Source organism: Faecalibacillus faecis, from assembly GCF_003024675.1.
Classification (GTDB): Bacteria; Bacillota_I; Bacilli_A; order Erysipelotrichales; family Coprobacillaceae; genus Faecalibacillus; species Faecalibacillus faecis.
The window spans coordinates 58,646-81,207 of record NZ_PYLP01000008.1 but is presented as its reverse complement, the minus strand read 5'-3'; the positions used below and the strand labels follow the sequence as shown (position 1 = coordinate 81,207).

At 29.7% G+C, this 22,562-nt stretch carries 27 protein-coding genes; 5 read left to right on the top strand and 22 right to left on the bottom strand.

What is annotated here, in order from left to right; genetic code table 11:
- Positions 1–61 precede the first annotated feature (61 nt).
- A complete protein-coding gene (locus C7U55_RS13720) occupies positions 62–499 on the top strand; it encodes a hypothetical protein (RefSeq protein ID WP_193446932.1) in 438 nt (145 codons plus the stop codon).
- Between the two features lie 11 nt (positions 500–510).
- Here the strand turns inward: C7U55_RS13720 and C7U55_RS07900 are convergent, their stop codons facing one another.
- The 14 genes from C7U55_RS07900 to C7U55_RS07835 form a co-directional block, all read right to left on the bottom strand.
- The gene (locus tag C7U55_RS07900) at positions 511–1,374 is read right to left on the bottom strand and encodes a YitT family protein (RefSeq protein ID WP_106988099.1); all 864 of its coding nucleotides are present in this window, start codon (positions 1,372–1,374) and stop codon (positions 511–513) included.
- Positions 1,367–2,482, bottom strand: a complete 1,116-nt coding sequence (gene prfB, locus C7U55_RS07895) for a peptide chain release factor 2 (RefSeq protein WP_106988098.1) — start codon at positions 2,480–2,482, stop codon at positions 1,367–1,369. The genes C7U55_RS07900 and prfB overlap by 8 nt, the downstream gene beginning before the upstream one ends.
- Positions 2,482–5,115, bottom strand: coding sequence for a preprotein translocase subunit SecA (secA, locus tag C7U55_RS07890; protein ID WP_106988097.1), 2,634 nt, complete (start codon positions 5,113–5,115; stop codon positions 2,482–2,484). The genes prfB and secA overlap by 1 nt, the downstream gene beginning before the upstream one ends.
- A gap of 110 nt (positions 5,116–5,225) precedes the next feature.
- On the bottom strand, positions 5,226–5,423 hold the full coding sequence (locus tag C7U55_RS07885; RefSeq protein WP_048923664.1) for a cold-shock protein: 198 nt from the start codon (positions 5,421–5,423) through the stop codon (positions 5,226–5,228).
- A gap of 269 nt (positions 5,424–5,692) precedes the next feature.
- Positions 5,693–6,322, bottom strand: coding sequence for a ComF family protein (locus tag C7U55_RS07880; protein ID WP_106988096.1), 630 nt, complete (start codon positions 6,320–6,322; stop codon positions 5,693–5,695).
- Positions 6,271–7,386 carry a DEAD/DEAH box helicase gene (locus tag C7U55_RS07875; RefSeq protein ID WP_106988095.1) on the bottom strand — a complete coding sequence of 372 codons (1,116 nt, stop codon included), beginning with the start codon at positions 7,384–7,386 and terminating at the stop codon, positions 6,271–6,273. The genes C7U55_RS07880 and C7U55_RS07875 overlap by 52 nt, the downstream gene beginning before the upstream one ends.
- Before the next feature lie 105 nt (positions 7,387–7,491).
- On the bottom strand, positions 7,492–8,178 hold the full coding sequence (locus tag C7U55_RS07870; protein ID WP_158569645.1) for a LytR/AlgR family response regulator transcription factor: 687 nt from the start codon (positions 8,176–8,178) through the stop codon (positions 7,492–7,494).
- Between the two features lie 70 nt (positions 8,179–8,248).
- Positions 8,249–8,731, bottom strand: a complete 483-nt coding sequence (gene coaD / locus C7U55_RS07865; protein WP_106988093.1) for a pantetheine-phosphate adenylyltransferase — start codon at positions 8,729–8,731, stop codon at positions 8,249–8,251.
- Positions 8,731–9,285, bottom strand: a complete 555-nt coding sequence (gene rsmD / locus C7U55_RS07860) for a 16S rRNA (guanine(966)-N(2))-methyltransferase RsmD (RefSeq protein WP_106988092.1) — start codon at positions 9,283–9,285, stop codon at positions 8,731–8,733. Before rsmD ends, coaD begins: the two co-directional genes overlap by 1 nt.
- Positions 9,282–9,629 (bottom strand): YlbF family regulator, encoded by a 348-nt coding sequence (locus C7U55_RS07855; protein WP_106988091.1) that lies wholly within the window; start codon positions 9,627–9,629, stop codon positions 9,282–9,284. Before C7U55_RS07855 ends, rsmD begins: the two co-directional genes overlap by 4 nt.
- Complete coding sequence (locus tag C7U55_RS07850) at positions 9,626–9,811, bottom strand: YlbE-like family protein (RefSeq protein ID WP_106988090.1); 186 nt, start codon at positions 9,809–9,811, stop codon at positions 9,626–9,628. Before C7U55_RS07850 ends, C7U55_RS07855 begins: the two co-directional genes overlap by 4 nt.
- Positions 9,805–10,095, bottom strand: a complete 291-nt coding sequence (ylbD, locus tag C7U55_RS07845) for a spore coat protein YlbD (protein ID WP_048923491.1) — start codon at positions 10,093–10,095, stop codon at positions 9,805–9,807. Before ylbD ends, C7U55_RS07850 begins: the two co-directional genes overlap by 7 nt.
- 32 nt (positions 10,096–10,127) lie before the next feature.
- Positions 10,128–11,351, bottom strand: coding sequence for an FtsW/RodA/SpoVE family cell cycle protein (locus C7U55_RS07840; RefSeq protein ID WP_106988089.1), 1,224 nt, complete (start codon positions 11,349–11,351; stop codon positions 10,128–10,130).
- A complete protein-coding gene (locus tag C7U55_RS07835) occupies positions 11,351–11,611 on the bottom strand; it encodes a UPF0223 family protein (protein ID WP_048923493.1) in 261 nt (86 codons plus the stop codon). The genes C7U55_RS07840 and C7U55_RS07835 overlap by 1 nt, the downstream gene beginning before the upstream one ends.
- A gap of 122 nt (positions 11,612–11,733) precedes the next feature.
- Here C7U55_RS07835 and C7U55_RS07830 point away from each other — a divergent pair, with 122 nt between their 5' ends.
- Both C7U55_RS07830 and def read left to right on the top strand, forming a co-directional pair.
- On the top strand, positions 11,734–11,922 hold the full coding sequence (locus C7U55_RS07830; protein ID WP_048923494.1) for a hypothetical protein: 189 nt from the start codon (positions 11,734–11,736) through the stop codon (positions 11,920–11,922).
- 52 nt (positions 11,923–11,974) lie between these two features.
- The gene (gene def / locus C7U55_RS07825) at positions 11,975–12,544 is read left to right on the top strand and encodes a peptide deformylase (protein WP_106988088.1); all 570 of its coding nucleotides are present in this window, start codon (positions 11,975–11,977) and stop codon (positions 12,542–12,544) included.
- A gap of 27 nt (positions 12,545–12,571) precedes the next feature.
- Here the strand turns inward: def and C7U55_RS07820 are convergent, their stop codons facing one another.
- Complete coding sequence (locus tag C7U55_RS07820; RefSeq protein ID WP_106988087.1) at positions 12,572–13,867, bottom strand: alpha-amylase family glycosyl hydrolase; 1,296 nt, start codon at positions 13,865–13,867, stop codon at positions 12,572–12,574.
- Positions 13,868–13,959: 92 nt separating this feature from the next.
- Between C7U55_RS07820 and C7U55_RS07815 the strand changes: the two genes are divergently transcribed.
- On the top strand, positions 13,960–14,559 hold the full coding sequence (locus tag C7U55_RS07815) for a cytidylate kinase-like family protein (RefSeq protein ID WP_106988086.1): 600 nt from the start codon (positions 13,960–13,962) through the stop codon (positions 14,557–14,559).
- A gap of 43 nt (positions 14,560–14,602) precedes the next feature.
- Here C7U55_RS07815 and C7U55_RS07810 read toward each other — a convergent pair whose 3' ends face one another.
- Positions 14,603–15,460 carry a DegV family protein gene (locus tag C7U55_RS07810; RefSeq protein ID WP_106988085.1) on the bottom strand — a complete coding sequence of 286 codons (858 nt, stop codon included), beginning with the start codon at positions 15,458–15,460 and terminating at the stop codon, positions 14,603–14,605.
- A 380-nt stretch (positions 15,461–15,840) separates the two neighbouring features.
- Between C7U55_RS07810 and C7U55_RS07805 the strand changes: the two genes are divergently transcribed.
- Entirely contained in the window at positions 15,841–16,464 is a 624-nt protein-coding gene (locus C7U55_RS07805) for a LexA family protein (RefSeq protein ID WP_048923499.1), read from the top strand.
- A 39-nt stretch (positions 16,465–16,503) separates the two neighbouring features.
- Here the strand turns inward: C7U55_RS07805 and pyk are convergent, their stop codons facing one another.
- From pyk to mutM, 6 genes are all read right to left on the bottom strand, one after another.
- The gene (gene pyk / locus C7U55_RS07800; protein WP_106988084.1) at positions 16,504–17,937 is read right to left on the bottom strand and encodes a pyruvate kinase; all 1,434 of its coding nucleotides are present in this window, start codon (positions 17,935–17,937) and stop codon (positions 16,504–16,506) included.
- A 39-nt stretch (positions 17,938–17,976) separates the two neighbouring features.
- Positions 17,977–18,936 carry a 6-phosphofructokinase gene (gene pfkA / locus C7U55_RS07795; RefSeq protein WP_106988083.1) on the bottom strand — a complete coding sequence of 320 codons (960 nt, stop codon included), beginning with the start codon at positions 18,934–18,936 and terminating at the stop codon, positions 17,977–17,979.
- A gap of 98 nt (positions 18,937–19,034) precedes the next feature.
- Positions 19,035–19,922 carry a DnaA ATPase domain-containing protein gene (locus C7U55_RS07790; RefSeq protein ID WP_106988082.1) on the bottom strand — a complete coding sequence of 296 codons (888 nt, stop codon included), beginning with the start codon at positions 19,920–19,922 and terminating at the stop codon, positions 19,035–19,037.
- Between the two features lie 11 nt (positions 19,923–19,933).
- Positions 19,934–21,181 carry a DnaD domain protein gene (locus C7U55_RS07785; protein ID WP_106988081.1) on the bottom strand — a complete coding sequence of 416 codons (1,248 nt, stop codon included), beginning with the start codon at positions 21,179–21,181 and terminating at the stop codon, positions 19,934–19,936.
- A complete protein-coding gene (gene coaE, locus C7U55_RS07780) occupies positions 21,159–21,755 on the bottom strand; it encodes a dephospho-CoA kinase (protein WP_106988117.1) in 597 nt (198 codons plus the stop codon). The genes C7U55_RS07785 and coaE overlap by 23 nt, the downstream gene beginning before the upstream one ends.
- Positions 21,752–22,561 (bottom strand): DNA-formamidopyrimidine glycosylase, encoded by an 810-nt coding sequence (gene mutM / locus C7U55_RS07775; protein ID WP_106988080.1) that lies wholly within the window; start codon positions 22,559–22,561, stop codon positions 21,752–21,754. The genes coaE and mutM overlap by 4 nt, the downstream gene beginning before the upstream one ends.
- Between the last annotated feature and the right edge of the window lies 1 nt (position 22,562).

The window sequence follows — 22,562 nt, the reverse complement described above, 5'->3', positions numbered from 1 at the left end:
ATATTGACCCTATTAATTATGTTTTTTCATGGTATAATATGTTTATTGAAGGAGTGGCTAGATGAAGAGAATATGCCCTAGATGTAACGAACCTTTATTTTCAAATTGTTATGTAAAAGATAAAGGAATTAATACATTAAGTTATTTAGAGTTAATTATAAAAAAAGAGCAATTTCAAAAAGAAAATAAAGAAATCAAATCATGTTATTGTTCAAAATGTGGTTATGTTGAACTTTATGTTGACATTGATGATTCAAATAAACATCATAATAATGATGATGATTTGAATCATTTAAAACGTACTGTTCAACAATATGCAAGAGATTACAAAAAAAAGATGGAACAAAAAAAGCAAGAAGATGAACAACTTCAAATCCAGCTTCAAAAACAATTACTTGAACAAAAACTTTTAAAAGAAAAAATAAAAGAAAGCAAAAAAAGCAAAAGAAAAAAAGCTTTAAGAAAAAGAATAATATTAAAAAAAATGCTTAGAAAATAAGCATTTTTTTATTATAAATCAATATTTGGTAAAGTAAATCCTCGACCTCTTACATTATGGGTTTCATTAGAAATAATAAATGCTGCTTCATCAATTTTCAAAATTTCATTAGTGAGTGTAACAAGCTCTCGACGACTAACAACAGACATGACCGCATACATTTCTTCTTTTTTATACCCTGTGGTAATATTCATAAGTGTACATCCTCTATCAATACGATCATAAAGCATTTCTTGGATTTCATTCCATTTAGGGGAAATTACTAAAACTTGTATTTTTGATTCTCCTAATAAAATCATTTTATCCATAACAACAGCCGTAATCAAAACAACAAGAATTCCATAAAGAATTTGTTCAACATTGGAAAAAGGAACTTGTAAAGCTAAAATAACACAATCAAAACCATTAATTAAAATTGTTGTAGAAATGCCTGTTTTTTTATTTAAAACAAGTGGTGGAATATCCATTCCTCCCGTACTTGCTCCCAATCTTAAAACCAAACCTAATCCTCCACCAACAAAAATACCTGCATAGACAGATGAAAGAAGTAAATCACTTGTTAAATGAGTTACACTTGGCATATTTTCAAAGAAGGTTAAAAAGGTTGGGAAAATAAGAGTACTTAATAAGGTCTTGGCAGCAAAGGCTTTTCCCAAATAATAATAACCAATAATAAACATAATGATATTGATAGCATAAACAACAAGGGATAAAGGAATTCCTGTAATTTGTTTAACGATTAAACCAATCCCTGAAGCTCCCCCAACGATAATTCCATGAGGCGTAATAAAACCACAAATACCAAAAGCTAAAATAGCATTCCCAATAACAATAATAATAATTTCTATTATTTTTTTAAATAATTTATTATTCATCCTTTCCCTCCTTTAACGAAGATTTCAAATAAGCATAAATGAAATCATCAAGGTTTCCATCTAAAACATCCTTGGGATTATTTGATTCATAAAGAGATCGATTATCTTTTACTAAAGAATAAGGATGTAAAACATAAGAACGAATTTGTGAACCCCAAGCAATTTCTTTTTGTTCTCCTTGAATTTCTTTTAATTCTTTTGCTTGCTTCTCTTCCATTAAAGCAAATAATTTACTCTTCAACATAATCATCGCTTGTTCTCTATTTTGAATTTGACTACGTTGACTTTGACATGTAACAATTGTTCCCGTTGGAATATGGGTAATTCGAACGGCTGAATCCGTTTTATTAATATGTTGTCCTCCGGCACCACTTGCACGGTAAGTATCAATTCTTAAATCTTCTGGTTTAATATCAATTTCAATCGTATCATCAAGTTCTGGAATAACATCTACCGAAGCAAAAGATGTATGTCTTCTTTTAGAAGAATCAAATGGTGAAATTCTTACAAGACGATGAACTCCTTTTTCTGCCTTTAAATGTCCATAAGCATATTTCCCTTTTACTAAGAAAGTTACCGATTTAATTCCTGCCACATCACCATCTAAATAATCTAATACTTCAATTTTAAAGCCTTTACTTGAACAATAACGTTGATACATACGATACAACATTTCTGCCCAATCTTGACTTTCTGTTCCACCAGCACCTGGATGAATTTCAACAATGGCATTTAAACCATCATATTCTTTTGATAAAAGTAGGACTTTTTCAAATTCTTCCATATGTTTTTCAAAATCTTGATAATCACTTTCTAAAATTGTTTGAAATTCTTGATCCTCTGTTTCTTTAACCAATGAATAAGTTTCATCTAAAGAACTTAAAGATTGTTCAAGACGTTCATATTCATCTGTAATTTTTTTCATATCGTTAAGTTGATCATAGATTTTTTTAGCATGATCTGGTTGATCCCAAAAACCTTCTTGTAAGGTTTGATAAGTTAAGCCTTCTATTTCTCTTAATTTTTCGTCAATTTGCGCTGATTTTCTATATTCCTTTATTAATAAATGGGCTTTATCAAGCCCATTTTTAATTTCATATAATTCCATTATTTAAATTCAACCTCTAATTGTAATGATGGAATATTTTTTTCAGCAGCACTACCTGGACGAATACCCATGTGTACGATATTTTTAGAAATCATATCAACAATAGAAAGTTTCATTTGTTCAAACATATAGAAAGCTTCTTCTGTATATTCAGATAATGGATTCTTTTGTGCATACGCTCTTAAATAGATACCATTTCTAAGTTTTGTCATTGCATCAATATGATTGATCCATGTATAATCAATAACTCCTAAAAGAATACTTCTTTCATAGTTTAAGATTTTTTCATGTTCAATATCTTTATTTAAACGCATTTGATATTGTGAGAAACAGATTTCTGTAAGTGTTTCTAATAATTTAGTTGGATCATTTTTAACAACATCTTTATTTTTAGCATCCATTGTTGCAAGTAACATATAGTTTTTAGCCACAAAATCTAAAACTCCATCAACATCAATTGTTCCATGTTTATCATCTATAATATATTGTTTAATTGTCATTTCAATCGCTTGATTGAACATACCTTTAATGATGTCATCTAAATTATCTAAAGACATGATTTCATCACGTTCTTTATACATAATTTCACGTTGTTGACGCATAACATCATCATATTCAAGAATATGTTTACGTGAATCAAAGTTTTGTCCTTCAACACGTTTTTGAGCATTTTCAATAGCTCTTGAAACCATTTTATTTTCAATTGCCATATCATCATCTAAATAACTACTAAATGATTGTAATTTTTCTCCTGCGAAACGTTGCATTAATTCATCATCAAATGAAACATAGAATACTGAATATCCTGGATCACCTTGACGTCCAGAACGTCCACGTAACTGATTATCAATACGACGTGATTCATGTCTTTCAGAACCGATAACCGCTAAACCTCCGATTTCAGCAACACCTTTACCAAGTTTGATATCGGTACCACGTCCAGCCATGTTTGTCGCAATTGTTACGGCACCCATTTGACCAGCTCTAGCAATAATTTCTGCTTCTTTTGCATGGTTTTTCGCATTTAAAGTATTGTGACGAATACCACGACGATCTAACATTTTTGATAAAGTTTCAGATGTTTCTACAGAAACTGTACCAATTAGAATTGGTTGTCCATAAGAATGTCTTGCGACAACTTCAGCACATAAGGCTTTAAATTTATTTGTTTTTGTTGAATAAATTTTATCATTACGATCATCACGAATAACTGGCTTATTTGTTGGAATTTCTATAACACGCATGTTATAGATCATCATAAATTCTTCTTCTTCAGTTTTGGCAGTACCTGTCATCCCTGCAAGTTTATTAAATAATCTAAAGAAGTTTTGGTACGTAATTGTTGCTCTTGTTTCAGTTTCTTCTTTGATTGGGACTCCTTCTTTAGCTTCAATTGCTTGATGTAAACCGTCTGAATAAGCACGTCCTGGCATAACACGTCCAGTAAATTGATCGATAATCATAATTTTAGCATTACGAATATCTCTTGTACCATCTTCAGTTGCCACCATATATTCTACATCACGTGTCATTGCATAGTTTGCTTTTAATGCTTGGTTAATATGGTGAACTAATGAAGTGTGTTGAATATCATATAAGTTTTCAATTTTGAATCCTTTTTCAGCTTTTTCAATACCACTTGGTGTTAAAGTAACTGTTTTTGTTTCTACATCTACTTCATAGTCTTTTTCAGCTGTTAATGATTTAACAAAACGATCTGCTTGTAAATACAAAGCAGCTGTATTTTTACGTCCACCAGAAATAATTAATGGTGTTCTTGATTCGTCAATCAAAATCGAATCAACTTCGTCAATTAAAGCATAGTTTAACCCTTTAACTAACACTTTATCTTCCATTGAAGTCACCATGTTATCTCTTAAATAATCAAATCCAAGTTCCGCATTCGTTGTATAAGTAACATCACAACCATGTGCTTCTTGTTTTTGTACTGGTGTTAATTCTCTTTTATTTAAACCAACTGTTAATCCTAAAAATTCTAATACTTTACCATTGTTTCTTGCATCACGTTCAGCTAAGTAATCATTAACTGTAATAACATGAACACCTTTACCGGTTAAAGCATTTAAATAAACTGGGAAAATAGATGTTAAAGTTTTCCCCTCACCTGTTTTCATTTCAGCAATATCACCATTATGTAAAGCAATACCACCCATTAATTGCACTTTGAATGCTTTTAAATGAATTTGACGCCATGCAGCTTCACGTACAGTTGCAAAAGCTTCAACTAAAATATCATCTAATTCTTTTCCATCTTCTAATTTTCGTTTTAAGATGTTTGTTTGATTAGCTAATTCTTCATCAGACATTGCTGCATATTGAGCTTCTAAAGCAATAATATTTTCAGCAACACGGTCTAATTTTTTAAGTTGTTTTCTTTCATCATCAAAAACACCTTTAATTCTTGAAACAAAACCCTTTTTCGTTTTTTGTGGTGTTGTAGAAAATGGAAGAACTTCTCCTGTATATTCTTGATTTTTAAAATCATCAACATGTATATTTTCGCCTTGTTGATCTTGTAAATCAACAATGTTTTTTGCGGCTTCTACATCGATTCCTAATTTAGCATTTTTCTTTTTTATTTCTTTTCTAATTTCTTGTTTTCTACTTGCCATGCATACTCGCTCCTTTTACGCTTGTAATCAATGCTAATTATAACAAAATATGAGACCTATTAAAAGGAAAATTTTTTCATGCCTTTTCATAAAAAAAATCTAGGTATTTCCTAGATTTTTACAACATGTTTGGCTTGCATGCCACGTTCACTTTGATACAATTCAAATTCAACGAGTTCGCCTTCATTTAACGTCTTGTATCCATTTTGAACAATTTGACTATAATGAACAAAAATATCTTTTCCTTCACCACGATCAATAAATCCAAAACCTTTTTCAGCATTAAACCATTTGACTCTACCTTGCATAATCATCATCCTTTCCTTGTCTATTTCAGTATATTGAATATTAAAATAAATCGTTATTATTTTCGTTCGACAATTTACAATTCCTATAAAATTCTTGTCAATATTTATCTTTATATTTGTCTAAATACTCTTTTTTTCTTTTAAAAATGTTGAAAAATCCAATAAAAGAGAGAAAAAATCTAAGATTTTACTCTTAGATTTTTTGTATTGCTTGTCTTCATTGGTTAGTGGATAAATGTATTATTTATATAAATGTCTTCAATCACATATTAATTAATAAAATTTTTAATATGTGGACAAGCAAGTACTAATACCCTTATTCTTTTAGGGTGATATTTCTCTACGAGTTTAATTGCTGCTTGTAAAGTATGTGAAGAAGTCATCACATCATCAAAAATTAAAATATTCTTATTTGTAAGGAGTGATCCATGATGGATCGAAAGAAATTTGTGTACCTGACTTCGATCTTTTTGTTTGGTTTGTTTATATTCTTTATTTTTATAAAGTCCTGTAAAGATATTTTTAGAAATCGTTTTTACTATTTCTTCATTAGGACAAAAGCCCCTTCTTACATTGTCCTTTTGACTACTTGGTATAATAACGATCGTATCATTTTTGTAGACTTTTTTTAATTCTGGAAAATTTTCTAAAAAAACATCTTTTAAAGCATAATCATCCAATGCCTTATATTGATAAAGTGTTGTTCGAAAAAAATCATTATATTCATAAAGAACATACGTAGAATAACCTAACAAATGTGTTTTTTGACTGACAACTTCAAACTTACTCAGACAATCTAAACAAAGAGAACGCGGATAAAGAAGATGAAAAAGACTTGTTTCTTGATTCAACTCTTTGTTGCAGATAAGGCATTGTCTGTTTTGATATTTTCTATGCATGCTTTCATCGCTAGTGTTTTTTTCGCTGCATATATCAAGACATCGCCTTGTATATAAGGAGGTTTCCGCCCAGCCCTTCCAGCAATTTGAATCAAGGTCTCTTTATCAAAAAGAAGATGTTCGCCATAAAGAATGAGCACTTGTACATTTGCGACAGTCATTCCTCTTTCTAGAACAGTCGTACAAACAAGTACATCATATTCATGTTTCTTTAATTTTTCTATTTGTTGGTGAATATTGGATGTTTTAGAAGAAACATCTCTGCAAGCTAACCCAAACCAATCTAAAAAAGAGGTGATTTTTTTGGTAAGTTGGATATTTGGCACAAAAAGAAAGACCGGTTTTTTTTCTTTTTGATATTTCTTTAATCTTATCAAAACAAGTAGATACATCATCATTTTCCCTGTGACCACACATTGAGGAACAGGGATTGGCTGATGATGAAAACGTTCAATCACATTGACATCTCCTTTTTCAAGGGTTGCTGACATCATAATATAATGTCCTTTAATGCTTCTTTTCAACATACTTTCTAAAACTTCATTACCACGATACGGAAATGCATCAAATTCATCAAGAATCAACAAATCAAAACATTTTGGATAGCGATATAATTGGTGTGTTGTACATATAATAAATTGTCCATCAATTTGTTCATGATGGTCACCATAGACCAGAACAGGAGAAATATGGAAAAATTGTTTTTCAATTCTTTTTGAAAGTTCAACAACAAGTTCTTTTCTAGGCATTGTCAAGCATACCCTTTGCCCCAAATTAAGTGCATACTCAATGACACCATAAATTATTTCCGTCTTACCCGCTCCACAGACACCCTTCATGATTGTATCTTGTTGATTTTTATATCTTTCGATCAATAAATCAGAGGCCTTTTTTTGATTTGGTGTTAAAGGATAATCTAAACGGTAATAAATATCTTTTGTTTTCTTAACAACTTTTAATGGAGGTTGTTTTTTAGAAAATTCAATACATTTTCGACAATAAATTTGACCATTTTTTTCATAGAAATATTTTTCATCTTCATTTTGACATATCGGACATCTCATCTTCTTCACCCGCTTATATTTTAAAACATTTGCAAGAGGAATTGGTCTCAATTTTGTGTCAAAAACGTGATGTTCCTAACCATTTTGAAAACTTTTTTACGAAAATCACTTGACATTTTTTAAAAAATGGTATTTTAAATCATTTTGATATTTTTTTGAGATAAAAATTTCTTGGTTATTTTGTAAGATACATTTTGTAGATTCTACTGATTTTACATAGTCTAAATTAATAATATAACTTCGATGACAGCGGAAGAAACGTTGATCGAGTTGCTTTTCTATTTCTTTTAAAGAAAGATAGCATCTTTCTTGATGAAAATGACATTGAATATAAAGACAATGCTTACTTGTCTCAATATAAAGAATATCATCATAAGCAATCCTTCTAATTTTATTTTTAAAAGTATATACAAATTCTTTTTTTGTTTGTGTTAAAACAATTTGATCTAATATTTTTTCAATACGCTTTTCTTCTACAGGTTTTAATAGATAATTCATTGCTTGAACATTATAACTTTCTAATGCAAAAGATGAGTTTTTCGTTTGAAAAACAAGAGGAATATCTATGCTGTTTTTCCGTAACATGCAAGAAAACTCATACCCATTTATTTCTTTCATATCAATTTCTAAAAATATAAGATCACATGAACTTAAATAAGAAGGTATTTGATAATAAAGTTTATGATACCAATAGATATGTACTGATTCTTTTCTTTTCCTTCCCCAATTTTCTATTAAATCTTTTAAATATAAATAATCTTTTTCATTTTTTTCAGCTATTACTATTTTCATTAAATCACCAAAAATCATTATATAAAAAAAGAAAACCATTTTATTCATTTAGAACAAAATGGTCTTATCATTATTTTGTATATTTTTCTTTCAAAGCTTCTTCTACGCAAGGTGGTACTAGTCCAGTAAGTTCTTTATGATAACTTGCCATTTCTTTGACAACAGAAGAAGAAATAAAAGAATGTGAAGGTTTTGTCATTAAATACATTGTTTCTATCGTATCATTTAAATATTGATTAGATTGAGCATATTGAAGTTCATAATCAAAATCCGTTGTTGAACGTAAACCACGAATTAAAACTTTTCCATTTACTTTCTTAACATAATCCATAGAAAGCTCATCTGTTGAATCAACAATAACATTATCTAAATGAGCTGTTGCTTCTTTTAGTAATTCTTTTCTTTTTTCTATTGAAAATAAACCAACTTTAGTTGGATGAATCGCAATAGTGACATATAAAACATCAAAAATCTTTGCGGCTCTTTCAATAATATCTAAATGTCCATTAGTTACTGGATCAAATGTTCCATTATATACAGCAATCTTTTTCATTACTTTTCTCCATCATAATAAAATATATTTAAAGCAGTAATTCCATATTCTTTTCTTCTTGAAAGTTCTAAAGAAGAAATTGGTTGAAATTCTACTTCTTTTAATTCTTCTACAACAATACAAGCTTCATCATTAAACATTTGATTTTCAACTAAAAAAAATAAAATATCATCAATAAGCCCTTTTCCATACGGAGGATCTAAAAAAACATAATCAAATTTAATTTCTTTTTCCTTTAAATAATTTAAAGCTTTTTTATAATCCATTTTTAATGGATAACAATTTTCTAATTGTAAAAGTGCAAAGTTTTCTTTAATGGTTTTAAAAGCCTCATATTGTTTATCTACACTATAAAGTGTATCACATCCTCTAGAAATTGCTTCAATCCCTAAACCTCCACTTCCTCCAAATAAATCTAAAACCGTTCCACCTTCAAAATAAGGACCTATCATATTAAATAAATTTTCTTTATTTTTATCTGTTGTTGGTCGTGTAAGTTGTGTTTTAGGCACTTTTAATTGTCTTTTTTTATATTTTCCTGCAATAACTCTCATAACTTATACCCTGTTGTATCTAATATTTGACTAATATCTTTAAAAATAATTTGTGTAACATGATCAAGTAAACGATTAATTTCATAATAACTTTGATAGTATTCTTGAATATCTTGATTACTTGTCATCTGTTTTTTTATTTCTTTTAATTCTTCTTTTTTTGATGTAAGGTCAATATAACCCTCATATTTTTTTGAATCATTAATTTCATTTAAAGTTTCTTGATATCGTTCTAATAATTCATTTGTTTCTTTTTTTAATAACAGCTTCGATTTATCTTTAAAAGAAAGATATCTTGAATCTTTTTGAATTTCTTCAATAAGTTCATTCATTATTTCATTCATTGTAACATCTCCAACATACTAACGATCATAGAAAAACGATCCAGTTTTTCTAAAAGTGAATCTTGTTTTTTTTGATGTATTTCCTCTAATAAATCATCATAGCTTTCTGGATAATGACAAAGTTTGACATACCAATAAGGATGTTTTCTTAAATAATGAATAATTTCCTGTTCCATTACCATTTATTTTCCTTATTTTTATCAATCAGATTACTTACAACCCCTAATACTTTTTCTATTGATTGTAAGGAAGATGAAAGGGCATTTAAGTCCACATTCTTTATAATTTCTAAAACCCCATTAAAATCAACAGAATGATTTTTATAAGGGTCAAAAAAATGATCATTTTCACCATACATCGTATAAATTTCATATATTTGTTGCCAAGTATAACGATGATTAAGTACATCCTCTTTAATACTTGGTATTGTTTTTAAAAAAGCTTTAAACTCATCTAAGTTATCCATAAAATCACCTAATATACTTTATGCATAAAAGTTTAATAGGTGTTTGTTTTTTCAAGTTGTTCTTTATTATATTTTGAAATAATTGCTTGAGCAATACCAATTGCTATTAAAGCAGAAACCGTTGAAGAACCTCCTGATGAAACAAGTAAAATAGGAACTCCAGTCATTGGAATAAGTCCTGAAACACCTCCTAAATTAACAAGAAGATGTAACATAAAATAAGAAGATATTCCAATAAGAATAACTTTTGATTTGCTTTCTTGAATTTCATCAGCATATTTCAATAATCTAAAAATAATAATTGCTGTCGGAATAATAATTAAAGCCAAACCAAAAATCCCAAGTTCTTCATAAATAATAGCGCCAATAAAATCATTATGTGCTTCTGGAATATAATCATATTTTTGTATAGAATTTCCAAGTCCTAAACCAAAAATACCTCCATCAGCAAACGCAATCAATGAATTGACAAGTTGCCATGAACTAGAATAAATATTTTCTAATTCTAATGGTTTTAACCAAGAATTGATACGTTCCATTTGATAACCTTGTAAAACAGCAGTAATTAAAAAGCCTAAAATAACAACTGCTACTCCTAAAGCAATCCAAACAAGTTTTTTATATTTTTTATAATAATCCCTTGGTGTTGACATGAAACAAATAAAACAAATTGATGCTAAAATAAGCGATGTTCCTAAGTCCTTTTGAATACCTGCTCCCACAAAGAAAGCTACAAGCATTAAACCAAGTGGAAATAATACACATTTAATAAATTTATCTTTATAAAACTGACTTTTTAGTTCTGCTGTTCTAAATCTTCCTTTTACAACAAAAGCTGCATCCGTTTCCGTAAGCATATAGGAGAGAATTAAAATCATTGCCACTTTCATAAATTCTGCCGGTTGGATCGTAATAGGTCCAACATGGATCCACGCATGCGAACCTTTTGCTGTCCATAATACACAGACACACATTGAAGCTAATCCAACAAAATACATAATCATTGAAAAACGATAATTAATAAATTTTGTGCGAAAACTTTTTGTCAAAGCCATCATGATAAATAATCCAAAAAGAACATAGACTGTTTGCATTGCCATATTTCTAATCGCAAAACTTGTTCCTTTAGATGAAACGGCCCCAATCGATGCTGAACCAATCATAACAATTCCTAAACAAATAAGAACAAAAATTGCCATAAAAATAGGTTTATCTGCCCCTTTTTTTCTAAAAAAAAGTTTGATCCACTTCTTCATTACATTTTAATCCAATCTTTTTCTTGACTTGCTTTAAATACTTTATAAATAGAATATCCAGAAACTTCTTCAAAGGCTTTGTCTAATTGTTTTTCTTCACTTTTTGTACCAACAACATTTTTAAATTTACGGTAGGCATCTAAAAAATCTTTTTTATCAATTCCTTCTTCATAAGCTTGTTCTACTGCATTATATAATGCGACAACATCAACAATATCTTCTGTTGACCATGTATAATCTAATGGATAATTATAGTCCATTTTTACACCCCATTTCTCCAAGTCATTATAACTTAAAAAAATATAAAAATAAATGGCTTATGATAAATCCCCCAAACAAATCTTGTAAACCTCCATATTGTATAATGAAGGAGGGATAAGATATGAACTGTGATTATGGTTGCAATGGTTATGTAAATAATCCTTTCGGATGTGGTGGATGCAACACTTTTGGATGTACACCATATATGGGCGGATTTGGTTGCAACAGTGGCGGATGTAGTTGGTTTGCTATTGTTTTAGTTGTTTTCTTATTATTAATCATCTGTGGTAATTCAAGAATTAGACCTTAGTTATTTCAATCACCTCAAAATGTGTTATAATAACCAAGAATGAGGTGATTATATGTTATTAATGAAAGATATTATAGATGATTCAAACAAATTAATTCGATCAATTTCAAAGGAAGTATCTCTTCCTTTATCAAAAGAAGATCATGATTTACTCATGGATATGCACGCGTTTCTTGTTGCTAGTCAAGATGAAAAACTTTCTGAAAAATATGATTTAAGACCAGCTGTTGGTATTGCTGCTATTCAACTTGGTATTCCAAAAAGAATGTGCGCTATACATGTTCTTGATTTTGATGAAAACGGAGAAGTTATTAATTCTACAGACTATGCACTTGCAAATCCTAAAATTGTTTCTTATACACCTAAACAATCTTATTTAAAAACAGGAGAAGCTTGTTTATCTGTTTTAGAAGATGTTCAAGGATATGTTCCACGTCATGCTAAAATTACAGTTGAAGGTTACGATGCTTTAACTGAAAAAAATGTTAAGATTGTCGCCCGTGGTTATCTAGCTATTTGTTTACAACATGAACTAGATCATTTTGATGGAATTTTATTTTACGATCATATTAATAAAGATTATCCATTAATGCCAATTGAACATGCAATGGTTATCGACTAAAAATGTAGCGTTTAAGCGCTACATTTTTTAGTTTTCAATTAAATAATACTGAATCGATTTAGGTGGCAAAATAACATTATTTAAAGAATCAATACTAATATTATCAATTAATGAATGTGCTTTTTGTTCATTTAAAGAAATCGTATACTCATTTTCATCTAAATTTAAAGCAATGATTATTTTTTGATTTTCAAATACTCTTTCAAAAACAAATTGTTTATTTGTTAGAATACGTTCATTATATTCACCTAATTGAAGTGCCTTATATTTATTTCTTATTTCAACCAATTTCTTAATATATTCTGTTAAATCATTTGGTAATGGTTTTTCATACTCAGGACGTAAAGATGCATCACTTCCTTGTTCCTTCTTTCCTGTTTGTCCCCATTCACTTCCATAATAAATACATGGGATGCCTGGTAAAGAAAATAACATGCCATAAATAAGTGGTAATTTTTCAAGATCCGTCAATTGTGAAGCAATACGAGCAACATCATGATTGTCAACAAAGCTCCATAAGATTTGTCCTTGATACATCTCTTTATAATTTCTTTTGATCGTATGCGCCATTTCAAACATATTTAAAGAATTGAAAGAAGACCACAAACCTTTAAATCCTGGATAATCTGTAATACTATCCAAATGTGCTTCGCTAAACATATATCCCGCATTATCACCTAAGACTTCTCCAAGCAAGAAAAAATCTTCTTTCTTTTGACGACAATGATCTTTTAACATTGCCATAAACCATCTTGGTAAACTATAAGCAACATCTAAACGTATTCCATCAATATCAAAATAATCAATCCAAAAATCAACCGAATCTAATAAATAACGTTGAACATCTGGATGATCCAAATTCAATTTAACAAGCTCGTAGTGTCCTTCCCAACCTTCATAATAAAAATTATCTTGATAAGGAGAATCACCATTAAAATCTATACGAAACCAATCTTTATAAGGACTTGCTTCTCTTTTTTCCTGAACATCTTTAAACGCAAAAAAGCCCCTACCGACATGATTAAAAACACCATCAAGTACCACTTTTATTTGATGACTATGAAGATTTTGACAAACTTCTTTAAAATCCTCATTCGTCCCTAAACGTTCATCTAAAACCCGATAATCTCTTGTATCATAACCATGATGATCACTTGAAAAAATCGGATTAAAATAAATTCCTCCAATACCTAATTCTTTAAAATAATCCACAAAATCGTTGATTCTTGTAATTCTATGAACAATGTGTCCATCATTATCAAATGGTGCGCCACAAAAATTCAATGTGTAAATTTGATAAAATACTTTTTCATGATACCACATAAAATAACCCCCTCTTTTTATTTATTATACACCAAATTCTTACCAGTTATCATCAAAATATGTTATCATATAATATATAGGAGGTACTTTTTATGGCACACAAAATAATTACAATTACCAGAGAATATGGTTCAGGAGGTCGTCTTATCGCAAAGAAAGTAGCTGAAGCGTTAAATATTGCCTTTTATGACAATGAATTAATCGATGAAACTGCAAGAGAGCTTGGAATTGATATCGATACAATTCGAAAAGCTTCTCAAGAAAAATCATCTAGTTTTGCCTATTCATTAAATAATGGTCCTCTTGTTTTACCAATAAATGACCAAGTTTATGCAACACAAGCAAAAATTATTAAACACCTTGCAGAAAAAGAAGATTGTATCATCGTCAACGGATGTGCAAATTATATTTTAGAAGATTATCCAGATGTTTTAAGAATTTTTGTCTATGCACCATTTGAGTCAAGATTAAATCGTGTAGTTAATGATTATAAAGAAGAACATGATAATCCAAAAAAATACGTTCAAAAAAGAGACAAACAACGTAAAAGCTATTATAACTATTACACAACAAATACTTGGGCTACTATGAAAGACTATGATTTATGTATTAATAGTGATATGGGAATTGATGATATTGCAACACTAATTACAAAGGTCTACCAAAATGGACATTTATGGAAAAATAAATAATAAAAATTAAAAGAATCAGTTTGAAAAAGAACTGATTCTTTTATTATATGAATTGAATTGCTACACCAAGTAATCCTGATCCAAGATAACACGATAGTGCAGCTCCAACATGACCGTCAATTATGTATTCAAATGTTGGAAATTTTTCTTTTAACATCTTTTCTAATTCATTTCTTTCTTCTAAATTATTTCCATCTGCAATTGCCAGGGCAAATTTTTGATGTGGATGGTCTTCAAGATGTTTTTCAATAAGTTCTACAAGTTTTGATTTTACCTTTTTATTACCTCTTACTTTACTAGGTACATAAATTTCACCGTTTTCTTTTTCAAAAGACAAAATAGGTTTAATTTTCAATGTCGTTCCTAAAAATGCTGATGCTTTACCTATTCTTCCACCTTTTTGAAGAAAACCTAAATCATCAATTGAAAAGTAAGCATAATTCTCTTCAACAAGCTTTTCGCCATAAGAGATTGCTTGTTCAAAGGTTACACCCTTTTGACAATAGTGTGCTAACTCTATTGCAATGATTCCTAAACCAACAGAAGCACTTTTACTATCGATGATATGACAAACAAGATCCTCTTGACTTTGACTAAACAAACGCATTTGATTGCTTGTTCCTGAAATTCCTGCTGATAAGAAAATTCCAATGACATGACTATACCCATTTACCTTTAAACTTTCTAACAACGAAAAGAGTTCTTGTCCAACAGGTGATGAAGTTTTTAACATATGTTCTTTTTGCAATTGATAGATTTCTTTTGAAGATATATCTATTCCATCTCGATAAGTTTTTCCATCACATGAAATTTGTATTGGTAAAACAAAGATATTATTTTCTTTTCTATACTCTTCTTTTAAATCACTGCATGAATCTGTAATAATTGCTATTTTTTCCATTTTATTCTCCTATTCGATTAGTTTGAAGTTAAAACCAATATAGCAATTATACATTATTTTTTGATAAAATAAAGTATTTTTTACATTACAAAAAGTATATCAATGACATGACCAACCCATTGTGCTACTATTGCACTCATTGCAAGCGAAGCTACTACAACTGTTAATAAACCTCTATTTGATAATCTTTCCATGATTCTTTCCTCCCAAGTTTCTATTAATTCAACTTTATTGTTTTATGTTTTTAAATGTTTCTTTTTAAGACACTTATAATATAACTCTATTTTGAGGTATCGTCAATACTTTTTGTGTCTTTTTTAGATATTTTATTTACTATGTATACTCATATATGGTAATATTAAGACACAAGGAGTGATTTGATGACAGGTGAACGTATAAAAAAATTAAGAAAAGAAAAAGGTTTGACTCAACAACAACTTGGAGAAATGCTTGGTGTTCAAAAATCAGCGATTGCAAAATATGAAAATGGTCGTGTCCCAAATTTAAAAAAGGAAACAATTTCTAGACTCGCAGAAATCTTTAATGTAACTCCTAATTATCTATTAGGTATTGATGAACCCTCTTTGCATGGGCATAGTCATAACATAGATATTCCTTTATACAGTGATGTTTGCTGTGGTGATGGTATTTTTGTTGAAGACAATATTGAAGAGTATATTTCATTGCCTGAATCTTTATTAAGTTCTCGAAAAGATTACTTTTGTCAGTACGCTGATGGAGATAGTATGATTGATGAAAATATTCAATCTGGAGATCTTATTATTTTTGAAAAGACACAACAGCTCAACAATGGAGATGTAGGGTGTTTTGGTATTGAGGATAACATTGCGACATGTAAAAAATATTTTAATGATTCTAAACAACATTGCATTATTTTGCAACCAGCAAATGATAAATATTCTCCTATTATTATCAATGAATACAATTATCATGAATTTAAAATCATCGGTAAACTTGCACTTGTTATTTCTAAAAGAAATTAAAAACTCCGTTTCATCAGAAACGGAGCTTTTTTTGTTTAATTATTTTACTGTAATTAATTCTAAGTAAGAAGTAGTTCCAGCAACACCTGGTGTACCAGCAGTAACAATAATTTGTTCACCTGGTTCAACTAAGTTTTCTTTAGCGATAACTTGAGCATATTCAATCATAGCAGCTCTTGTATCCATTTGTTTACATAATACTGATTTAACACCCCAGTTGATAGCTAATGCTCTTGTAGTTTGTTCATTTGGAGTAGCAGCAATAATCATAGATTTTGTACGATATCTAGACATTTTTCTAGCTGTGAATCCTGAATCAGTGAATGCAACGATTGCAGCAACGTTGAATTTAGATGCGATTTCAGCAACTGACATACAAATAGCTTCACTTTGATCTAATGAAGCAGTTCTGATAGCTTTTCTTTGTAATGAAGCGTAATCTAAAGTTCCTTCAGTTTTTAAAGCAATTTTAGTCATTGTTTCAACAGCTTCTACTGGATATTTACCTTGAGCAGATTCACCAGATAACATGATTGCATCAGTACCATCATAGATTGCGTTAGCAACGTCAGATACTTCGGCACGTGTTGGTCTTGGGTTTTCTTGCATACTATCTAACATTTGAGTTGCAGTGATAACGATTTTACCAGCAGCACGACATTTGTTGATTAATTCTTTTTGAATTAAAGGTACATCTTCAGCAGGAATTTCTACACCTAAGTCACCACGAGCAACCATGATACCGTCAGCAACTTTTAAGATTTCATCCATGTTTTCAACACCTTCGCTGTTTTCGATTTTAGCGATAATTTGAATTTCAGGACGACCGTTTTCGATTAATAATTTTTTAACATCTAAAACATCTTGTGGACGTCTTACGAAAGATGCAGCGATGAAATCAACACCTTGTTGACAACCGAAAGTTAAATCTCCGATGTCTTTTTCTGATAAGTAATCGAATCCTAATTTGATTCCTGGAACGTTAATTCCACGTTTGTTTTTAACGATACCATCGTTAGCACAGATACATACGATATCAGTACCTTCAACATGATCAACTAATAATTCTACTTGTCCATCGTTTACTAAGATGAAACCACCAGGTTTAACATCTTTATATAAATCTTTATAAGTGATAGTGAATCTTTCACTTGTACCTACGATATCTTCAACACAGATAGTAGAAACTTGACCTTTTTTGAATTCAGTTTTTCCATCAACGAAATCACCAGTTCTAATTTCAGGTCCTTTAGTATCTAATAAGATAGCTACGTTTTTGTTTAATTCTTTGTTGATTTCTCTTAAAGTTTTAATTCTTCCCCCATGTTCTTCGAAATCACCATGAGAGAAATTTAATCTCATTACGTTCATACCAGCTTGAACTAATTTAGTTAAGACTTTTTTATCTTCAGAAGCTGGTCCAATTGTACACACAATACGTGTTTTCTTTTTTCTTTCTTTTTCTAATACCATCCTAATATCCTCACAATCATATTTTCATTTAAGTTTATATTAACGAAGTTTAATAGCGTCTTCGTAAATACTAAAATCAGTTTCACGTTTATGTCCTAATACTTCAGTAATTGGTAATCCTTTGATTTCTCCATTTACTTCACTTACACATAAACCACCTTTTCCAGCTTCAAGTAATTCAACGGCATAAACACCCATTCTTGAAGCAAGGACTCTATCTCTTGCTGATGGTCTACCACCACGTTGCATATGGCCTAAAACGTTTGCACGAGTTTCAAAACCAGTTGCAGCTTCAACTTTTTTAGCTAATTCATGCACATCTGTAATATGTTCAGTAATTACAACGATTGCATGTTTTTTATCAGAAGCTTTTGATGCTTTTAATACTTCAATAACTTTGTTTTCATCATATCCGATTTCACTAGTGATAACCATTTCAGCACCATCAGCGATACCAGCATTGATAGCTAAATCTCCACATCTACGTCCCATTACTTCAAGGATTGTACATCTTTGATGAGAACTTGATGTATCTCTTAATTTATCTAAGGCATCAACAATTGTATTTAATGCAGTATCAAATCCAATTGTGTGATCAGTATCAGGAATATCATTATCAATTGTTCCTGGAATACCAATACAGTTGATACCCATTTCAGTTAACTTTAATGCACCATTGTAACTTCCGTCACCACCGATAACAACTAAAGCTTCCATTCCTACTTCTTTCATTTTTTCAATTGCTTCTTTTCTAACTTCAGGATCTTTGAATTCAGGGAATCTTGCTGATTTTAACATAGTACCACCAATATTAATAATGTTACGTGTACTATGACGATCAAACTTAATAAATTCACCATCGTGTAAACCTTTATATCCTAGTTTTACACCATAAACTTCAATTCCTTTATTTAAGCATGTACGCGCTACTGCACGAACAGCTGCGTTCATTCCTGGAGCATCTCCTCCAGATGTTAAAACACCTATACATTTAACCATAATGTTCACTCCCTATTTCATAACATTTCATACATAGTGATTTTAGCACAAATCATGACTTTTCTACAAGAATTTTTGCAATTTTATTGCGTTATTCTTTATTGTTTGATAAGAATTGGCATACTCATTGCAAATATTGTATTAAGTAAGCGCTCTACTTTTATTTTTTCACGGGCATCTTTCTTTAATGTATAGATTTTAATAAGATTTTCTTGATCATATTGACTCGTAAAGAGCGTTATTTTTTTATTTTGACTACGATAAGTAAGTACCGCCGCTAAGACTTCATCTCTTGACCAAGCTGTCACATTTTCTCCTCCAAGGTCATCAATAATCAAATAATCAACATTTCTAAGTTCCTCTATATTATTATCATTACCATATTCATTAAAAGAATTCTTTAAATCCATTAAATATGTAGGAAAATGAATATAACCAATATGATAATCCTTTCTAGAAAGTGAACGTGTTATAAAACCAGCTAAAGTTGACTTTCCACAACCAGAAGGTCCATAAATATAAAGACCCTTTTGACTTGGTTTTGATAAAAACTCATTAATCTTAACTGCCAATTCCTTATTCATAATATCTTTAATCGAATGTGAATCAGACAAAAGTAAATCATCACTAACATTACTAACTGTAATATGACCTAACAAATGTTGTTTATCTAATAAAGCTTTACCAAAACGACATGGTGTTAAATTAACTTTCAACCCTTCATTTTCCAAACAAAGAAGTTGTTGCATTCCCTTTGATACTTTTTGACATTGAGATAAATCCTTACAATTTTGACATATTTGTAGATCTTCTTGATAATCTAAAAACTCTACCCAGTTATCTTCAATAAACTCACGATTAAGAGAATGATCAGATAAAAATTTTAAAATATTTGGGTTTTGGATTAATTGATCAATACTTTCTTGTTTTTGTTTTTGAAAATTTTGATCATTATCAAATAAATGAAATTCTTGTATATTTTGCATCTTTCTTCCTCCTAATCATATTGTTGCAATAAAGCAAGCGCATCTTCATCAATATCTTCTTGTTTTTGATCATGGGAAACAATATTAAATTCTTTCGTATATTCATCCCAAGAAGCATTCTGTTTTCCTTGATATTTCAAATAAGCTTTTCCTTCATCAATAGCTTCTTTAACCGTTTGAATTTTTTTTCTTTTCCATTGACTTCCTAAAGCTTCCATGAAGCTTTTAGGTAAAGATTGATTACATTTTTCAAGTGTCGTTTCAATTAAAACATTAATCACACCAGGTTCTAATTCTAAAGTTGTCAATAAAGATTCAATCACTTGTAAATCTCTCTTTAATGGTTCTTTACCACCTATTTTATCTTTCAATAAATCATAAGGTGAAATATTTTCTAGATAATAGATATGTTTATCAAGTGAAGATTTTCCAGTTTGTTCATGAAGTAAAGGCGATTGCTTATGAAAAATATTTTCAAATTTTTCAGGCATTTTCAAATCATAATATTGTTGACAATTTCTTGAAAACAATCTTTTTCCAAGATGCCCTTGAACCACGGATTGTTTAACAAGATTTTGCATATCTAATGCATTGATTTTATAAAGTAATCCCATTCGTTGAATTAATTGTTCATCTTCTTTGGTAAACATTTTTTTAGATAACTGTAAATTTTCTATTCCTTGATAGAACAGTGATAAATCATATTCATCTTCAAAAGCTTTATGTATTTTTTGTTTATAACTTTTTTCTTTTAAAACTTCTTTTCCTTGATAATGAACATCAAAAACATCCGTAAAATTCGCACTGATATCTTGGTAATGATCAAGATTGACATTATAGACCTTAAATACAGAGACTGTTTTTTTATACTCATCTTTTAATCTTTTTTGTAAAAGATCATTTAAAATAGGATGATTTAAAAATTCATGGGGTAAATAAGGCATTTTTAAATCAAATAGAAAACGATTTTCTTGACTTTTCTTTTTATAAGAACTCATTAAGCCAATTGCTTCTAACTTACTTAAGGATTGAGAAAGTTCATTTAAAGAAAATCCCGTCATCTTACAAAGCCGAGAGATCAAAGAAGGACTTTTCGTAAGTGTTATTTGATCAAGTTCTGAATAAAGTGTCATATACAAAGAGACAGCTTCCATTCCCATGATTGGTTGATAAAGTTGTAAAAGTGTTTTATAAGAAATGTCATCAAGCATATAACTACTTCTTATTTGATAAATGTCACTTGTCAGTAATTCTTTCATTTTCTATTCCTTTCATTAGTTGCTCTATTTGTTGGTAAAGAAATGCTGGATCTTTTGTATTATCTAAAACAATATCCGCCATTTCTTTTTTCTTATCAGAAGATATTTGATTTTTCATAATCGTCAAAGCATATTCTTCATCAATATGATCTCTTTCCATCAGACGTTTTACTTGTTGTTTTTCATCAAGATAAACAACAATAATTGAATCACAAAGATATTCTAAATGAGATTCATAAAGTAAGGGTATGTCTAAAAATAAACATGGTAAATCTTGATTTTCTTGAATAGCTTCTTTTAATTGAGAAATAACATAGGGATGAATAATATTCTCCAACATTTTTTTAGCCTTTGCATCATGAAAAACTTTCTTTCCTAAAGCTTTTCGATCAACAATGCCTCCATGTACACAATGAAAAAGTTGATCAACTTTTTCAATACACCCTTGATCTATTGTAAGAGCCTCCCTAGAAATTCGATCGGCATCAATGACAAGATAGCCATGTTCTCGTAAATAATTGGTTACTGTAGATTTTCCACAGGCAATACTCCCTGTAATTCCATATACTTTCATCGTCTTGCTTTTTGACATATTGGACAATAATATGTTCCTCTCCCATTTAAAGATATTTTTTTAATGTCATGTCCTTGAGGACATTTTTCTTGCATATGCACTTTTAATTGCACCTGAAATAAACCATCAATCCCATTAGCACTAAAGGAATGAATCGTTGTCCCACCTTGTTTAATTGCTTCATTTAAAATAAAACTTGAAACTTCTATAAGCTCTTTTACTCTTTTTTTACTTAAAGCTTTGGCTTTAGTTTGGGGATTTAAATGCATGGCATAACAAATTTCATTGGCATAGATATTTCCAATTCCCGCTAAAAGCGTTTGATCAAGCAAAGCCGTTTTAATGGCAGTATCTTTATTCTTTAAACGTTGATAGATTTCATTAACATCCGCCTCAAAAGGTTCTTTTCCTAGTTGATTGAGCGGCTTTAATGTTTTATAACTTTCTTTATCCACAAGTTTCATACGTCCAAATTTACGAACATCATTATAACGTAACTGTGTATCGTCATCTAAATAGAAAATCACATGATCATGTTTAGAAAGTGATGTTTCTTTTGTACAAATTTGATATTTACCTTCCATTCTTAAATGAGAAACAAAAGCAATATCTTCTAAAATAAAAATCAAATATTTTCCTACCCGATCTATCTTTAAAAATGTTTTATTAACAACTCTTTGTTTAAACACTTCAACATCATCTTCAATAATACGAGGATAAATAACTTCTATATCTTTAATTTTCTTATTTAAAATAAAATTTTCTAACGTTCTTTTTACCGTTTCAACCTCTGGTAATTCTGGCATT

Excerpts from the sequence above, each read along its gene's own strand:
- C7U55_RS13720 (WP_193446932.1), top strand. The coding sequence starts at position 62 with ATGAAGAGAATATGCCCTAGATGTAACGAACCTTTATTTTCAAATTGT.
- C7U55_RS07900 (WP_106988099.1), bottom strand. The coding sequence starts at position 1,374 with ATGAATAATAAATTATTTAAAAAAATAATAGAAATTATTATTATTGTT.
- prfB (WP_106988098.1), bottom strand. The coding sequence starts at position 2,482 with ATGGAATTATATGAAATTAAAAATGGGCTTGATAAAGCCCATTTATTA.
- secA (WP_106988097.1), bottom strand. The coding sequence starts at position 5,115 with ATGGCAAGTAGAAAACAAGAAATTAGAAAAGAAATAAAAAAGAAAAAT.
- C7U55_RS07885 (WP_048923664.1), bottom strand. The coding sequence starts at position 5,423 with ATGCAAGGTAGAGTCAAATGGTTTAATGCTGAAAAAGGTTTTGGATTT.
- C7U55_RS07880 (WP_106988096.1), bottom strand. The coding sequence starts at position 6,322 with ATGCATAGAAAATATCAAAACAGACAATGCCTTATCTGCAACAAAGAG.
- C7U55_RS07875 (WP_106988095.1), bottom strand. The coding sequence starts at position 7,386 with ATGAGATGTCCGATATGTCAAAATGAAGATGAAAAATATTTCTATGAA.
- C7U55_RS07870 (WP_158569645.1), bottom strand. The coding sequence starts at position 8,178 with ATGAAAATAGTAATAGCTGAAAAAAATGAAAAAGATTATTTATATTTA.
- coaD (WP_106988093.1), bottom strand. The coding sequence starts at position 8,731 with ATGAAAAAGATTGCTGTATATAATGGAACATTTGATCCAGTAACTAAT.
- rsmD (WP_106988092.1), bottom strand. The coding sequence starts at position 9,285 with ATGAGAGTTATTGCAGGAAAATATAAAAAAAGACAATTAAAAGTGCCT.
- C7U55_RS07855 (WP_106988091.1), bottom strand. The coding sequence starts at position 9,629 with ATGAATGAAATAATGAATGAACTTATTGAAGAAATTCAAAAAGATTCA.
- C7U55_RS07850 (WP_106988090.1), bottom strand. The coding sequence starts at position 9,811 with ATGGTAATGGAACAGGAAATTATTCATTATTTAAGAAAACATCCTTAT.
- ylbD (WP_048923491.1), bottom strand. The coding sequence starts at position 10,095 with ATGGATAACTTAGATGAGTTTAAAGCTTTTTTAAAAACAATACCAAGT.
- C7U55_RS07840 (WP_106988089.1), bottom strand. The coding sequence starts at position 11,351 with ATGAAGAAGTGGATCAAACTTTTTTTTAGAAAAAAAGGGGCAGATAAA.
- C7U55_RS07835 (WP_048923493.1), bottom strand. The coding sequence starts at position 11,611 with ATGGACTATAATTATCCATTAGATTATACATGGTCAACAGAAGATATT.
- C7U55_RS07830 (WP_048923494.1), top strand. The coding sequence starts at position 11,734 with ATGAACTGTGATTATGGTTGCAATGGTTATGTAAATAATCCTTTCGGA.
- def (WP_106988088.1), top strand. The coding sequence starts at position 11,975 with ATGTTATTAATGAAAGATATTATAGATGATTCAAACAAATTAATTCGA.
- C7U55_RS07820 (WP_106988087.1), bottom strand. The coding sequence starts at position 13,867 with ATGTGGTATCATGAAAAAGTATTTTATCAAATTTACACATTGAATTTT.
- C7U55_RS07815 (WP_106988086.1), top strand. The coding sequence starts at position 13,960 with ATGGCACACAAAATAATTACAATTACCAGAGAATATGGTTCAGGAGGT.
- C7U55_RS07810 (WP_106988085.1), bottom strand. The coding sequence starts at position 15,460 with ATGGAAAAAATAGCAATTATTACAGATTCATGCAGTGATTTAAAAGAA.
- C7U55_RS07805 (WP_048923499.1), top strand. The coding sequence starts at position 15,841 with ATGACAGGTGAACGTATAAAAAAATTAAGAAAAGAAAAAGGTTTGACT.
- pyk (WP_106988084.1), bottom strand. The coding sequence starts at position 17,937 with ATGGTATTAGAAAAAGAAAGAAAAAAGAAAACACGTATTGTGTGTACA.
- pfkA (WP_106988083.1), bottom strand. The coding sequence starts at position 18,936 with ATGGTTAAATGTATAGGTGTTTTAACATCTGGAGGAGATGCTCCAGGA.
- C7U55_RS07790 (WP_106988082.1), bottom strand. The coding sequence starts at position 19,922 with ATGCAAAATATACAAGAATTTCATTTATTTGATAATGATCAAAATTTT.
- C7U55_RS07785 (WP_106988081.1), bottom strand. The coding sequence starts at position 21,181 with ATGAAAGAATTACTGACAAGTGACATTTATCAAATAAGAAGTAGTTAT.
- coaE (WP_106988117.1), bottom strand. The coding sequence starts at position 21,755 with ATGAAAGTATATGGAATTACAGGGAGTATTGCCTGTGGAAAATCTACA.
- mutM (WP_106988080.1), bottom strand. The coding sequence starts at position 22,561 with ATGCCAGAATTACCAGAGGTTGAAACGGTAAAAAGAACGTTAGAAAAT.